The following is a 14,597-nucleotide window of genomic DNA, read 5'->3' on the forward strand; positions in this document are numbered from 1 at the left end:
GGGGTTTCTCTGGTTGGGGTGTCATCTTGTTAAGGGGGAGGAAAAGACAAGACAAAAAGGGTGAACAGGGGGCACGTCCCCCCCCCCCCCCCCCCCCGCCGCCCTGTCGGTTGTGCGCGGCGCGTTGGCGTCACCGGTTCCCGGACGGGGCCGGCAGCCGCGCGCCCGGCTTGTGCGCCGGGATCTTCTCACCGTCGGGGCCCACGACCGCCCGGTCGCCGAGCGGCTCGTCGAGCGGCACCGTCCGCTCGTACTCCTTCGCGACGAGGATGCAGACCTTCTCGGGGTGCGGGGTCTCGGTCACCGTGACCGTCACCTTGCCCGCGCTCTCCTCCGCCCTCGCCTCGTAGTCGGAGCAGACCCCGCCCGTGAAGTGCACGGTCAGCTCCCCGCCCGCGGAGGTGTAGCCCTCGGCCGGCACCTCCCGCGGCTTCGACGGTGCCGAGGCCGGCCCGTCGGAGGGGGACGGGGAGGGCGCCTCGGGAGCGGTGGTCGCCAGGTACTTCGGGTCGACCGCCGGATAGGTGACCGTGACAGCGTCCTGGGCGCCCGGCGCCCGCACCTCGAACAGCCAGGACGGCACCAGCGTCTGCCGTCCCCGCACCGGATGGGCGGCCAGCCCGAACACCGCGTCCTCGACCGTGACCGTCCCCTTCCCGGGCTTCTCCGGCGTGCCCGTCGGCATCTCGCAGGTCACGTCGGCGCGGTCCTCATGCGGTACGGGGCTCGCGCAGCCGCCGATGCCGGCGCCCGTGCCGGCGCCCGGCGCGTTCAGCAGCGCCAGCGTCCGAGCGGCGCCCAGGACCGGGTACGTGTCGCCCTTGACCGGCGCCGACACCTGGCCGCTGCCGCCGACCACCTCGCCCCGCGCGTCGACGACCACACCGGTCGTCCAGCCGTACGTGGGCAGCCCGCCGACCTCGGGCTCGGCGTTGACCGCCCGGCGGGCGCCCATGACCTGCCCCGCGTCCAGCTTGGCGTCGTCCTGCCCCAGCGCCTTGAGCACGGGAGCCGCCGCCTTCTTCGCGGCCGCCTCGTCGATCGGGCTCCCGTCGGCGGGCGGGGTCTTGCACGCCGGGCCCTTCCCGCAGTCGTCCGTGCCGGGGGCGTAGCGGTGGAACGTCCAGGTGCCCGGCGCCCGCCGGTCCACCGTGAGCAGCGGTCCCGAACCGTCCCCGGCGGTGCCGACCTTCCAGGCCCCGCCCTGGACGCGCGGCGCGCCCTCGACCCCGAGCGCCTCGGCCAGCCGGGCCACCTCCGCCTCGCCGACCTCGCCCTTCGCCCGGTACACGGGCGCCGAGCCGGGCCCCTCGGGGAGCGGGCCGTCGGCCCGATAGGTGACGCCGTGGGGGTCGGGTTCGCCGGGCGCGACGCCGTTCGCGCCGCCCTGGGAGGGGGCGCCGTACCCGTCCAGGGCGAGCGGCGGGGGAGTGCCGTCGCCGGACGCCCCGGACTCCGTACCGCCGTTCGGGTCGTCCTCGGAGGCGGACGCGGCCAGATAGGCCCCGCCCGTCCCGACCAGCAGCACGGCCGCGGCGACCGACGCGACCGCGACGGCCCGGGGGCGCCGCGCGGGTCGCCCGGTGCCGGCCTCGCCCGCGGGGGCGGCGGTGGCGTCGTCGTGGTCGGGTCGCTCGGTGTTCACCGCATCGCTCCTTCTGCTGTTCCTGGGGACAGCGATGGGACGCGGTGGGGAGGCATCCGGTTCCCGGCGACGCCACGCGTCACCCGGACGGCCCTCAGTCGCCGTAGTCGGACATCGCGTCCAGCAGCTTCGCCGACGTCCGCGGCACCCGCACGCCGTGGATCAGCGAGACAGGGACGGGGCGGGTCGCCACGTGTGCCGGAATCTCCCAGCGCGGGGCCATGCGGGCGCAGTCGCCGCGCAGCGACGCCAGGTCGCCGTCCAGGTCGGCCGGGGCGGGGTCGGCGGTCCTCGAGTTCGTCATGACTGAACCGTAGGCACGTCCGGGACCGCGACGAAAGTTGTACTACCGGGTAGTTTTGCCTGCTTCGGGTCGGCGGGACTCCCGGGTAGCGTGAACTGTCAACCCGCCCTCCCCTTACAGGAGAGAGTCCACGCCGTGCGCATCGCAGTCACCGGCTCCATCGCCACCGACCACCTCATGACCTTCCCCGGCCGTTTCTCCGACCAGCTCGTCGCGGACCAGTTGCACACGGTCTCGCTCTCCTTCCTGGTCGACCAGCTCGACGTGCGCCGGGGCGGGGTCGGCGCGAACATCGCCTTCGGAATGGGACAGCTCGGCACCCGGCCGATCCTGGTCGGCGCCGCCGGCTCGGACTTCGACGAGTACCGGGCCTGGCTGGACCGGCACGGCGTCGACACCGACTCGGTGCGCATCTCCGAGACGCTGCACACCGCCCGTTTCGTGTGCACCACCGACGCCGACCACAACCAGATCGGCTCCTTCTACACCGGCGCCATGAGCGAGGCCCGCCTCATCGAGCTGAAGACCGTCGCCGACCGCGTGGGCGGTCTCGACCTGGTCTCCGTCGGCGCCGACGACCCGGAGGCGATGCTCCGGCACACCGAGGAGTGCCGGGCGCGCTCCATCCCCTTCGCCGCCGACTTCTCCCAGCAGATCGCCCGGATGAACGGCGACGAGATCCGGATACTGCTGGACGGGGCGACCTACCTCTTCTCCAACGAGTACGAGAAGGGGCTGATCGAGACCAAGACCGGCTGGAGCGACGAGGAGATCCTCGGCCGCGTCGGCCACCGCGTCACCACCCTCGGCGCGCGGGGCGTGCGCATCGAGCGGGTCGGCGAGGAGACCATCGAGGTCGGCGTCCCGGACGAGGAGCGCAAGGCCGACCCGACCGGCGTGGGCGACGCCTTCCGCGCGGGCTTCCTGTCGGGGCTGGCCTGGGGGGTCTCGCTGGAGCGGGCCGCGCAGGTCGGCTGCATGCTCGCCACCCTGGTCATCGAGACGGTGGGCACCCAGGAGTACCAGCTGCGGCGGGGCCACTTCATGGAGCGCTTCACCAAGGCGTACGGCGACGAGGCGGCCACCGAGGTCCAGGCCCACCTGAGCTGACCGGGCCCACGCGGCCGAGCCCCACCGGGACCGGCCCCGCGCCCCGCGCGGCTCAGCCGCACCGGGGACCGGCCCCGCACTCTCGGGCGGCTCGGCGCCTCGGGGCACGGCCCCCTGGTCGCGGGGCTGAGCGGCAGCGAGGCCCCGGGGCCCAGCCGCTTCCCGGCCTCCGCGGCTGAGCCCCGCCGGGACCCGGCGGGGCTCCCCGGGGCAGGGCTCCTCGCCCACGGGGTCCAGCGGCATCGGTGCCGGGGCTGGCGTCATCCGTACGGCGAGCACGCTCGGCGTGCTCATCGTGAGGGCCGCGTCAGCCGCGCCGGCCACGGTCCCGGGCCCCCGGGGCCCAGCCGTACCTGAACCCGCCTCCGCGGGGCCGGGCCACGACCCCCGGCTCGCGGGGCTGAGGGGCACCGAACCCCTGACCGGGGCTCGGCGGCACCGGGGCTCGGCGTTCGGCGGGGCCCGGCGTTCGGCGGCTGCCGGCCCCCGCGGCTCAGCCGGTCCGGCGGACCACGTAGGCCGTTCCCACCGCCGCCGGCTCCTCGCCCACGTACTCCTGGCCCCGCATCTCGCACCACGCCGGGATGTCCAGCCGGGCGGCCTCGTCGTCGGACAGGACGCGGACCGTGCCGCCGACGGGCACGTCGCCGATGACCTTGGCGAGTTCGATCACCGGGACGGGGCAGCGCCGACCGATCGCGTCCACCACGAGGTCGTCCCCCGTCCGCCGGGCGGCCTCCGTGGCCACCGGCGCCCCCAGCTTCTCCCGCACCGCGGCCACCGTGCCCGGCAGCACCCCGAGGAACCGCTCGACGTCCTCGGCCGCGGTCCCCGGCGGCAGCGACACCCGGACGTTCCCCTCGGTGAGCACCCCCATCGCCTTCAGGACGTGACTGGGCGTCAGAGTGCTGCTGGTGCAGGACGAGCCGGAGGAGACCGAGAAACCCGCGCGGTCCAGTTCGTGCAGCAGTGTCTCCCCGTCGACATAGAGACACGAGAAGGTGACGAGGCCGGGCAGCCGGCGCGCCGGGTCACCGACCACTTCCACGTCCGGCACCAGGGCCGGCACCCGCGCCCGGATCCGCTCCGTCAACTCCCGGAGCCGGGCCGCCTCCTCGGCCGCCTCGGCCCGCACCGCCCGCAGGGAGGCCGCCGCGGCGACGATCGCCGGGAGGTTCTCGAAACCGGGCGCCCGGCCCGACTCGCGCTCGTCGGCCGGCGCCCCGGGCGCGAACCGGGTGCCCTTGCGCACGACGAGCAGCCCGACCCCCGACGGCCCGCCCCACTTGTGGGCGCTCGCCGCGAGCAGCGACCAGTCGCCCTCGACGCGCCCCCACCCCAGCGACTGGGCAGCGTCCACCAGCAGAGGCACCCCGGCCGCCCGGCAGGCCTCCGCCACCTCCGCCACCGGCTGCTCCGTGCCCACCTCGTGGTTGGCCGACTGGAGGCAGGCCAGGGCGGTGCCGGCGCGCAGCGCCCGCGCGTACGCCGCCGGGTCGACCGCCCCCGTCCGCCCCACCGGCACCTGGGTGACCGTCCCGCCGCGGGCCTCGTGCGCCTCGGCGGCATGCAGTACGGAGGAGTGTTCGACGGCGGACACGATGAGGTGATTCCCAGCCCGGCGCCGGCCGGCCAACGCCCCGGCGACCCCCGAATGCACCGCCCGCGTCCCCGAAGGAGTGAACACCAACTCGTCCGCCCGGCACCCCACGGCCTCCGCGGCCGCCTCCCGGGCGGCGTCGAGCAGCAACCGGGCCCGGCGCCCCTCCCGGTAGAGCCGGGCGGGGTCGGCCCACCCCTCGTCGAGGGAGGCCAACAGGGCCTGCCGGGCGACGGGATGAAGAGGAACGGCGGAAGCAGCGTCGAAGTAGGCCACAGACCCACGCTATGACGTCCGGCGTGCGGACGCGCCAAGGGGTGGGGGAGCCGCGCGACCGCTCGCGACGTGCCGAGAACCGCCACGTCACCCCCGGTTCGGACCCCCTGCGGACGCCCCGTCCCACCCTTTCAGGGTGCCCCCCGGCGCGTATGCCACCCTCCCCGCGACCCCCCGGAGGGCGTCGGCTAGGGTTTGGTCCGCATAAACATCAAACCCCTGCCCGACGCAGGGCGGCGACCGACCAGCGAGAAGGCCGCAGCCGAACAGCGCGGGCGAGACTCTCGGGAAGGCGCTACGTGAGTCCCAACGGCTCCGACCGCTCGCCGCGGCGCCCGATGCGGCGGAAGCTGCTGCAGGCACTGACCGCGGGCCTGGTCCTGGCGACCGCCACAGGTTGCACATACGAGGACTTCCCCCGCCTCGGCATGCCCACCCCCACCACGGAAGAGGCTCCGCGGATCCTCTCCCTGTGGCAGGGCTCCTGGGCAGCCGCGCTGGCCACCGGCGTGCTGGTGTGGGGCCTGATCCTGTGGAGTTGCTTCTTCCACCGGCGCACCCGCACCAAGGTCGAGGTACCTCCGCAGAACAGGTACAACCTGCCCATCGAGGCGCTCTACACCATCGTTCCGCTCGTCATCGTCTCGGTGCTGTTCTACTTCACCGCCCGTGACGAGTCCGAGCTCCTGACCCTGAAGAAGAAGCCCGACGTCACGGTCAACGTGGTCGGCTTCCAGTGGAGCTGGTGCTTCAACTACGTCGAGAACGTCGACGGGTCCACCGGCGACGCCAAGACCTCCAAGGAACTGGCCGGCATCCCGGACCGGTACAAGGAGGACTTCCCGGCGAACGCCGGCGGCACCTTCGACTGCGGTGTCCCGAGCACGCGGAACCCGCAGACCAACAACCCGGGTCCGACCCTCTGGCTCCCCAAGGGCAAAACGGTCCGCTTCGTCCTCACCTCGCGTGACGTCATCCACTCCTTCTGGGTGGTGCCGTTCCTCATGAAGCAGGACGTCATCCCGGGCCACACCAACGCCTTCGAGGTCACCCCCAACAAGGAGGGCACCTTCATGGGCAAGTGCGCCGAACTGTGCGGCGTGGACCACTCCCGGATGCTGTTCAACGTGAAGGTCGTCTCTCCGGAGCGCTACGAGCAGCACCTGAACGACCTCGTGAAGAAGGGGCAGACCGGTTACGTCCCCGCCGGCATCGAGCAGGCGGGCCACGAGAAGAACCGGGAGTCGAACATCCTGTGAGCATCCTCAACGAACCCCAGGGTGCCGCGGCAGGGTCCCACTATGAGGACGAGCTGCCGGTCCGGCGCCAGAGGCGTGGCGAGATCGTGGTCAAGTGGCTGACGACCACCGACCACAAGACGATCGGCACGCTGTACCTGGCCACGTCGTTCGTGTTCTTCGTGATCGGCGGCGTGATGGCGCTCTTCATGCGCGCCGAGCTGGCCCGGCCGGGTCTGCAGATCATGTCGAACGAGCAGTTCAACCAGGCGTTCACGATGCACGGCACGATCATGCTGCTGATGTTCGCGACGCCGCTGTTCGCCGGCTTCGCGAACTGGATCATGCCGCTGCAGATCGGCGCGCCGGACGTGGCGTTCCCGCGGCTGAACATGTTCGCCTACTGGCTGTACCTGTTCGGCTCGACGATCGCGGTGGGCGGCTTCCTGACCCCGCAGGGTGCGGCCGACTTCGGCTGGTTCGCCTACTCGCCGCTGTCCGACGCGGTGCACTCGCCGGGTATCGGCGGTGACCTGTGGATCATGGGTCTGGCCTTCTCCGGCTTCGGCACCATCCTCGGCTCGGTCAACTTCATCACCACGATCATCTGCATGCGCGCGCCGGGCATGACCATGTTCCGCATGCCGATCTTCACCTGGAACGTGCTGCTGACCGGTGTGCTGGTCCTGCTCGCCTTCCCGGTGCTGGCCGCGGCCCTGTTCGCGCTCGAGGCGGACCGCAAGTTCGGCGCCCACGTCTTCGACTCGGCCAACGGCGGAGCGTTGCTGTGGCAGCACCTCTTCTGGTTCTTCGGGCACCCGGAGGTGTACATCATCGCGCTGCCGTTCTTCGGCATCGTCAGTGAGATCATCCCGGTCTTCTCCCGGAAGCCGATCTTCGGCTACATGGGCCTGATCGCGGCGACCATCGCGATCGCCGGTCTGTCGGTGACGGTGTGGGCGCACCACATGTACGTCACGGGCGGCGTGCTGTTGCCGTTCTTCTCCTTCATGACCTTCCTGATCGCGGTACCGACCGGTGTGAAGTTCTTCAACTGGATCGGCACCATGTGGAAGGGATCACTCAGCTTCGAGACCCCGATGCTGTGGTCCACCGGCTTCCTGATCACCTTCCTCTTCGGTGGTCTGACCGGTGTCATCCTGGCCTCGCCGCCGCTGGACTTCCACGTCTCGGACTCGTACTTCGTGGTGGCGCACTTCCACTACGTGGTGTTCGGCACCGTGGTGTTCGCGATGTTCGCCGGCTTCCACTTCTGGTGGCCGAAGTTCACCGGAAAGCTGCTCGACGAGCGCCTGGGCAAGATCACCTTCTGGACGCTGTTCATCGGCTTCCACGGCACGTTCCTCGTCCAGCACTGGCTGGGCGCCGAGGGCATGCCGCGCCGGTACGCCGACTACCTGGCGGCCGACGGCTTCACGGCCCTGAACACGATCTCGACGATCAGCTCGTTCCTGCTCGGCATGTCGATGCTGCCGTTCTTCTACAACATCTGGAAGACGGCCAAGTACGGCAAGCCGGTCAACGTCGACGACCCGTGGGGCTACGGCCGTTCGCTGGAGTGGGCGACCTCCTGCCCGCCGCCGCGGCACAACTTCCTCACCCTGCCGCGCATCCGCAGTGAATCCCCCGCCTTCGACCTGCACCACCCGGAGGTCTCGGCGATCGACCAGCTCGAGAACGTCGGTCACGGTGAGAAGACCCTCGCCGGCGGCAAGGAGGCCGGCAAGTGAAGATCCAGGGACAGCTCTTCATCTGGCTGAGCGTCTTCATCCTGGCCGTCGCGATCGTCTACGGCTACTGGTCGATGGAGCCGGCCGGCACCACGGCCCTCTTCCTGGCCTTCGGCCTGGCCCTCATGATCGGCTTCTACCTGGCCTTCACGGCCAAGCGGGTGGACGCCGGGGCCCAGGACAACAAGGAAGCGGACGTCGCGGACGAGGCCGGCGAGGTCGGCTTCTTCAGCCCGCACAGCTGGCAGCCGCTGGCGCTCGGGCTCGGTGGCGCACTCGCCTTCCTGGGCGTGGCCGTCGGCTGGTGGATCATGTACTTCTCCGCGCCGGTCATCCTCGTGGGCCTGTTCGGATGGGTCTTCGAGTACTACCGCGGTGAGAACCGCACCCAGTAGCACGCGTCGCACGCCGAGGGGCCCGGACACTCCGTCAGGAGCGTCCGGGCCCCTTCGTCTGCCGCACCCGCCCTCACTCGTCCGGGTTACCCGCCGTGCCGCCCTTGACGTCGCTCCCTAGCGTGAGGACATGAGCAACACGGTTCACTTCCAGGCGCGGGGGCGTACGGTCGTCGGCTGCACCCTGCTGGTGATCGCCCTCGGCGCGAGCGTCACCGCCTGCACCGGCGACGACGACAACCCGCTGACGGCCGCGCCGTACGACGCGGCCGGCCAGATCTCCTTCAACGGCCCCACGGACGCCGGGAAGAAGGCCGACCCCGACAAACCCCTGGAGGTCGTCGCGGAGGGCGCCGACGGCCGCATCACGGACGTCACGGCCGTGGACGCGGCGGGCCGCTACGTGGCGGGCGAGCTGTCCGCCGACGGGGCCCGCTGGCACAGCACCACCCCGCTGGTCGCCGCCGCCCGGTACACGGTGCGGGTCAGCACCGAGGACGGCGACGGCGCGCCCGGCCGCAAGGTCCTCACGTTCGAGACCGGACGGCCCAGCGCCAAGAAGACCCTGGACGTCGCCTTCGGCCCCAAGGCCGGCGCGTACGGCGTCGGACAACCCATCACGGCGGAACTGAACCAGCCGGTCCGGGACAGGGCCCAGCGGGCCATAGTGGAGCGCGCCCTGAAGGTGCGGTCCACCCCCGCCGTGGAGGGCGCCTGGCACTGGGTGGACGACAAGAAGCTCCACTACCGGCCCAGGGAGTACTGGCCCGCCCACGCCACGATCGAGGTCAGCAGCGCCCTCGACGGCATCAAGATCGGCGACCGGATGTGGGGCGGCGCCGCCGAGCCCCTGCGGATCACCACGGAGGACCACGTGGTGGCCGTCACCGACGCCGCCACGCACACGCTGACGCTGTTCCAGGACGGGCGGGAGGTCAGGCAGATCCCCGTCACCACCGGGAAGCCCGGCTTCGAGACCCGCAACGGCGTCAAGGTAGTCCTGGGCAAGGAACCCTTCGTACGCATGCGCAGCAGCACCGTCGGCATCGCCGAGGGCTCCTCGGAGTCGTACGACCTGCCGGTGTACTTCGCCACCCGGGTCACCTGGAGCGGCGAGTACGTGCACGCGGCCCCCTGGTCCGTCGGCTCCCAGGGCTCCGCCAACGTCAGCCACGGCTGCGTCGGGATGAGCACCGCCAACGCGGAGTGGTTCTTCGGCGCCGTACAGGAGGGAGACCTCGTCGAGGTGGTCAACTCCGGTGGCGAGACGATGGAGTCCTTCGGCAACGGCTTCGGCGACTGGAACCTGGACTGGAACAGGTGGCGCACGGGAAGCGCGCTGACGGGCGGCACGCCGGAGGCCGGCGGCACGGCCGAGCAGGCCCGGCTGCGCCCGCAGGGGGCGTGAGGACGGCCCCGGGGCCGGTGCACGCCGCACGGGCCCCGGGAAACCCCTGCCCCGGAGCCCTCACGCGTCCCTAGACGCCCTGAAGCCTCTTCTGCCGCAGCAGTGAGGCCAGCGCGCCCGCGAACTCGACGGGCTCCACCGGGAGCGTCACAGCCGCCTCGGCGCGGCTCCACGTCGCCAGCCACGCGTCCTGCGGGCGAGCGATGAGCAGCAGCACCGGAGGACAGTGGAAGACCTCGTCCTTGATCTGCCGGCACAGCCCCATGCCGCCCATGGGAACGGCCTCGCCGTCCAGGACGCAGACGTCGATGCCGCCCTTGTCCAGCTCCTTGATCACGGCGGCCGGGGTGGCGCACTCCACGAACTCGACCACGGGCACGTCCGGAGCCGGCCGGCGGCCGGTCGCCAGCCGCACCTGCTCGCGGGTGTTGGAGTCGTCGCTGTAGACCAGCACCGTGGCGGTCGCCTGCATGCTTCCTCCGATACGCGGTGAAGACCGATGAAGCCCGTCGAGGCCTGTCGTGGCCCGTGCGCCGGATGCTACTCCCTCACCCTGCCCGTCAACACTGGTTCGGACAGGGCTTCGACGGGCCGTTCGATGGGCCATACGGGCAGTACAGACGGGGCGGACACTCCGAACGGCACCCCCCGGGGTGAGGGCGGGATAAGCGACCGACATAATGTCGGTCGTGGCGACAGCAACGACAGTAGAAACCGGGCACGCGCACCCGTCGGTCAACCGGCCGAACCTCACCAGCGTCGGAACCATCATCTGGTTGAGTTCCGAGCTGATGTTCTTCGCGGCCCTCTTCGCGATGTACTTCACCCTGCGATCGGTGACCGGCCCGGACTTCTGGTCCGAGAAGGCCGACGCGTTGAACTTCCCGTTCTCCGCGACGAACACCACGATCCTGGTGCTCTCCTCCCTCACCTGTCAGCTCGGCGTGTTCGCGGCCGAGCGCGGTGACGTGAAGAAGCTCCGGATGTGGTTCATCGTCACCTTCGTGATGGGTGCGATCTTCATCGGCGGCCAGGTGTTCGAGTACACCGAACTGGTCAAGCACGAGGGCCTCTCGCTCTCGTCTGACCCGTACGGCTCGGTGTTCTACCTGACCACCGGCTTCCACGGACTGCACGTGACGGGCGGCCTCATCGCCTTCCTGCTGGTCCTCGGCCGCACCTACGCGGCCCGGAGGTTCACCCACGAGCAGGCGACCGCGGCCATTGTCGTGTCCTATTACTGGCACTTCGTCGATGTCGTCTGGATCGGCCTCTTCGCCACGATCTACATGATCAAGTAGTCGCGGCACGCACCCGCCCAATACCAGAAGCATCGACGCAGAAGATCCTGACACCGGGGTAATCCGTGAAAAAGCTCTCCGCACGACGACGCCACCCGCTGGCGGCGCTCGTCGTCCTACTCCTCGCGCTGGCATGCACAGGGGGGCTGTACGCCGCGTTCGCACCCGCGAGCAAGGCGCAGGCCGATGAAACCGCCCAGTCCCTCGCCATCGAGGAGGGCAAGAAGCTCTACGCCGTCGGCTGTGCCAGCTGCCACGGCACCGGCGGTCAGGGCACCACCGACGGTCCGAGCCTGGTCGGCGTCGGCGCCGCGGCCGTCGACTTCCAGGTGGGCACCGGCCGCATGCCGGCCCAGCAGCCGGGCGCGCAGGTCCCGGACAAGCCGAACATCTACTCGCAGGCCGAGATCGACCAGCTGGCCGCCTTCGTGGCGTCGCTGGGTGCCGGTCCGGCCGTCCCGTCGGAGGAGAAGTACGGCCCGGAGGGCGCGGACATCGCCAAGGGCGGTGAGCTGTTCCGCAACAACTGCGCGCAGTGCCACAACTTCACCGGCAAGGGCGGCGCGCTGACGCACGGCAAGTACGCGCCGAGCCTCGAGGATGTCGACCCCAAGCACATCTACGAGGCCATGCAGACCGGCCCGCAGAACATGCCCTCCTTCCCCGACACCACGATGTCCGAGCAGAACAAGAAGGACATCATCGCCTACCTGCACGCGGTCAACAGCGACGACACCGAGAACCCCGGCGGCCTCAGCCTCGGCGGGCTGGGCCCGGTGAGTGAGGGTCTGTTCGCGTGGGTCTTCGGACTGGGCGCGCTGATCGCGGTCGCCGTCTGGGTCGCCGCTCGGACCGCAAAGGCCAAGAAGTCATGAGTAGCCAAGACATTCCAGAAGAGAACCTGCCCGCTGAGCAGGGCACCGCGCACGGCGCGGTGAAGGTCGCGGACGACAAGAACCCGTTCGCCGACCCGGGGCTGCCGCCCCACGAGCACCGTGTCCAGGACATCGACGAGCGGGCCGCCAAGCGGTCCGAGCGCACGGTCGCCCTGCTGTTCACGCTGTCGATGCTGGCCACCGTCGGCTTCATCGCCGCCTTCGTGACGATCCCGGTCGACCAGTCGGTCTACATCTTCCCGATCGGCCACATCAGTGCGCTGAACTTCGCGCTCGGCATGACGCTCGGCGTCGCGCTGTTCGCGATCGGCGCGGGGGCGGTCCACTGGGCCCGCACCCTGATGTCCGACGAGGAGATCGCCGACGAGCGCCACCCGATCGAGGCCGACCCCGAGCTCCGTGCCAAGGTCCACGCGGACTTCAAGCAGGGTGCCAAGGAGTCCGTCATCGGGCGCCGCAAGCTGATCCGCAACACGATGTTCGGCGCGCTGACCCTGGTCCCGCTCTCCGGTGTCGTCCTGCTGCGCGACCTCGGCCCGCTGCCCGAGACCAAGCTCCGCCACACCCTGTGGTCCAAGGGCAAGCTGCTGGTCAACATGAACACCCACGAGCCGCTGCGTCCCTCCGACGTCGCGGTGGGCTCCCTCACCTTCGCCATGCCCGAGGGCCTGGAGGAGCACGACGAGGAGTTCATGACCGAGATCGCCAAGGCGGCCCTGATGATCATCCGGCTGGAGCCGGAGGCCATCAAGGACAAGCGCGAGCTCGAGTGGTCGCACGAGGGCATCGTGGCGTACTCGAAGATCTGCACCCACGTCGGTTGCCCGATCTCCCTGTACGAGCAGCAGACGCACCACGCGCTCTGCCCCTGCCACCAGTCCACCTTCGACCTTGCCGACGGCGCCCGGGTGATCTTCGGTCCCGCCGGTCACGCCCTGCCGCAGCTGCGCATCGGCGTGAACGACGAGGGTTACCTCGAAGCGCTCGGCGACTTCGAAGAGCCCGTCGGTCCTGCCTTCTGGGAGCGCGGATGAGCACTACAGCGAACGAAGCCCCCCGCTCTCGCGGGAAGGCACCGGCCGGCGAGCGCGTCGCCGACTGGGCCGACGGCCGGCTGGGGATCTACTCCCTGGCCAAGGCCAACATGCGCAAGATCTTCCCCGACCACTGGTCGTTCATGCTGGGTGAGATCTGCCTCTACAGCTTCATCATCATCATCCTCACGGGTGTGTACCTGACGCTGTTCTTCCACCCGTCGATGAACGAGGTCACGTACCACGGCTCGTACGTGCCGCTGCAGGGCCAGCTGATGAGTGAGGCGTACGCCTCCACGCTGGACATCAGCTTCGACGTCCGCGGTGGTCTGCTCATCCGGCAGATCCACCACTGGGCGGCGCTGATCTTCCTCGCCGGCATGTTCGTGCACATGATGCGCGTCTTCTTCACGGGCGCGTTCCGCAAGCCGCGCGAGATCAACTGGCTGTTCGGCTTCCTGCTGTTCGTCCTCGGCATGTTCACCGGCTTCACCGGTTACTCGCTCCCGGACGACCTGCTCTCGGGCACCGGCATCCGCTTCATGGAGGGCGCGATCCTGTCCGTGCCGATCGTCGGCACGTACCTGTCGTTCTTCCTCTTCGGCGGGGAGTTCCCCGGCCACGACTTCGTGGCCCGGTTCTACTCGGTCCACATCCTGCTGCTGCCGGGCATCATGCTCGGTCTGGTGGTCGGCCACCTGATCCTGGTCTTCTACCACAAGCACACGCAGTTCGCGGGCCCCGGCAAGACCAACAAGAACGTGGTCGGCATGCCGCTGCTGCCGGTGTACATGGCGAAGGCCGGAGGCTTCTTCTTCCTGGTCTTCGGCGTGATCGCCGCCATCTCGGCGATCGCCACGATCAACCCGATCTGGTCCATCGGCCCCTACCGGCCGGACATGGTCTCCACCGGCGCCCAGCCGGACTGGTACATGGGCTTCTCCGAGGGCCTGATCCGCGTGATGCCCGGCTGGGAGATCAACTTCTGGGGTCACACGCTCGTCCTGGGCGTGTTCGTCCCGCTGATCATCTTCCCGCTGGTCCTGGTCGCGATCGCGGTCTACCCGTTCATCGAGTCCTGGGTCACCGGCGACAAGCGCGAGCACCACATCCTGGACCGCCCGCGCAACGCCCCGACCCGGACCGCGTTCGGTGTCGCCTGGATCACCGAGTACTTCATCCTGCTCATCGGTGGCGGCAACGACATCTGGGCCACGCACTTCCACCTGTCGATCAACGCGATCACCTGGTTCGTCCGCATCGCGTTCTTCGTCGGCCCGGTCATCGCGTTCATCGTCACCAAGCGGATCTGCCTCGGTCTCCAGCGCCGGGACAAGGACAAGGTGCTGCACGGCCGCGAGTCCGGCATCATCAAGCGCCTGCCGCACGGTGAGTTCATCGAGGTCCACGAGCCGCTCAGCCAGGAGCAGCTGCACACCCTCACGGCCCACGAGCAGTACAAGCCGGCCGAGATCGGCCCGACGGTCGACGAGAACGGCGTCGAGCGCAAGGTGAAGAGCACCGAGAAGCTCCGCGCCAAGCTCAGCAAGTCGTACTACGGCGAGGAGTCGCAGATTCCGAAGCCGACCGTCGAGGAGTACAAGGAGATCACGAGCGGCCACGGCCACCACTGACCCTC

General features: G+C 70.2%; 13 protein-coding genes. 9 read left to right on the top strand and 4 right to left on the bottom strand.

What is annotated here, in order from left to right:
- Nucleotides 1-130 precede the first annotated feature (130 nt).
- Nucleotides 131-1,645 (bottom strand): hypothetical protein, encoded by a 1,515-nt coding sequence (locus AC07FV_RS03835; protein WP_479084409.1) that lies wholly within the window; start codon nucleotides 1,643-1,645, stop codon nucleotides 131-133.
- Between the two features lie 94 nt (nucleotides 1,646-1,739).
- On the bottom strand, nucleotides 1,740-1,949 hold the full coding sequence (locus tag AC07FV_RS03840; protein WP_479084410.1) for a hypothetical protein: 210 nt from the start codon (nucleotides 1,947-1,949) through the stop codon (nucleotides 1,740-1,742).
- Nucleotides 1,950-2,084: 135 nt separating this feature from the next.
- Between AC07FV_RS03840 and AC07FV_RS03845 the strand changes: the two genes are divergently transcribed.
- Nucleotides 2,085-3,059 (top strand): carbohydrate kinase family protein, encoded by a 975-nt coding sequence (locus AC07FV_RS03845; RefSeq protein WP_383650065.1) that lies wholly within the window; start codon nucleotides 2,085-2,087, stop codon nucleotides 3,057-3,059.
- 493 nt (nucleotides 3,060-3,552) lie between these two features.
- On the opposite strand, the gene AC07FV_RS03850 is transcribed toward AC07FV_RS03845, so the two are convergent.
- The gene (locus tag AC07FV_RS03850; protein ID WP_479084412.1) at nucleotides 3,553-4,935 is read right to left on the bottom strand and encodes an aminotransferase class V-fold PLP-dependent enzyme; all 1,383 of its coding nucleotides are present in this window, start codon (nucleotides 4,933-4,935) and stop codon (nucleotides 3,553-3,555) included.
- A gap of 299 nt (nucleotides 4,936-5,234) precedes the next feature.
- On the opposite strand from AC07FV_RS03850, the gene ctaC reads away from it, so the two are divergent.
- The 4 genes from ctaC to AC07FV_RS03870 all read left to right on the top strand — a co-directional run bounded on the left by ctaC (nucleotide 5,235) and on the right by AC07FV_RS03870 (nucleotide 9,727).
- A complete protein-coding gene (gene ctaC, locus AC07FV_RS03855) occupies nucleotides 5,235-6,194 on the top strand; it encodes an aa3-type cytochrome oxidase subunit II (RefSeq protein WP_053129593.1) in 960 nt (319 codons plus the stop codon).
- Nucleotides 6,191-7,924 (top strand): aa3-type cytochrome oxidase subunit I, encoded by a 1,734-nt coding sequence (ctaD, locus tag AC07FV_RS03860; RefSeq protein ID WP_479084413.1) that lies wholly within the window; start codon nucleotides 6,191-6,193, stop codon nucleotides 7,922-7,924. Before ctaC ends, ctaD begins: the two co-directional genes overlap by 4 nt.
- Nucleotides 7,921-8,319: a cytochrome c oxidase subunit 4 gene (locus AC07FV_RS03865; protein WP_356610612.1), complete on the top strand. Its 399-nt coding sequence runs from the start codon at nucleotides 7,921-7,923 to the stop codon at nucleotides 8,317-8,319. Before ctaD ends, AC07FV_RS03865 begins: the two co-directional genes overlap by 4 nt.
- Nucleotides 8,320-8,449: 130 nt before the next feature.
- Entirely contained in the window at nucleotides 8,450-9,727 is a 1,278-nt protein-coding gene (locus AC07FV_RS03870; RefSeq protein ID WP_479084415.1) for a L,D-transpeptidase, read from the top strand.
- Nucleotides 9,728-9,797: 70 nt separating this feature from the next.
- Here the strand turns inward: AC07FV_RS03870 and AC07FV_RS03875 are convergent, their stop codons facing one another.
- Nucleotides 9,798-10,199 carry a response regulator gene (locus AC07FV_RS03875; protein WP_356610610.1) on the bottom strand — a complete coding sequence of 134 codons (402 nt, stop codon included), beginning with the start codon at nucleotides 10,197-10,199 and terminating at the stop codon, nucleotides 9,798-9,800.
- Between the two features lie 208 nt (nucleotides 10,200-10,407).
- On the opposite strand from AC07FV_RS03875, the gene ctaE reads away from it, so the two are divergent.
- The 4 genes from ctaE (at nucleotide 10,408) to qcrB (ending at nucleotide 14,592) form a co-directional block, all read left to right on the top strand.
- A complete protein-coding gene (ctaE, locus tag AC07FV_RS03880) occupies nucleotides 10,408-11,028 on the top strand; it encodes an aa3-type cytochrome oxidase subunit III (RefSeq protein ID WP_029393865.1) in 621 nt (206 codons plus the stop codon).
- Between the two features lie 65 nt (nucleotides 11,029-11,093).
- On the top strand, nucleotides 11,094-11,903 hold the full coding sequence (qcrC, locus tag AC07FV_RS03885; RefSeq protein ID WP_356610609.1) for a cytochrome bc1 complex diheme cytochrome c subunit: 810 nt from the start codon (nucleotides 11,094-11,096) through the stop codon (nucleotides 11,901-11,903).
- The gene (gene qcrA / locus AC07FV_RS03890) at nucleotides 11,900-12,958 is read left to right on the top strand and encodes a cytochrome bc1 complex Rieske iron-sulfur subunit (RefSeq protein WP_356610608.1); all 1,059 of its coding nucleotides are present in this window, start codon (nucleotides 11,900-11,902) and stop codon (nucleotides 12,956-12,958) included. Before qcrC ends, qcrA begins: the two co-directional genes overlap by 4 nt.
- Nucleotides 12,955-14,592, top strand: a complete 1,638-nt coding sequence (gene qcrB, locus AC07FV_RS03895) for a cytochrome bc1 complex cytochrome b subunit (protein ID WP_479084416.1) — start codon at nucleotides 12,955-12,957, stop codon at nucleotides 14,590-14,592. The genes qcrA and qcrB overlap by 4 nt, the downstream gene beginning before the upstream one ends.
- Nucleotides 14,593-14,597 lie beyond the last annotated feature (5 nt).

Source organism: Streptomyces sp. NPDC045956 (genome assembly GCF_056430705.1).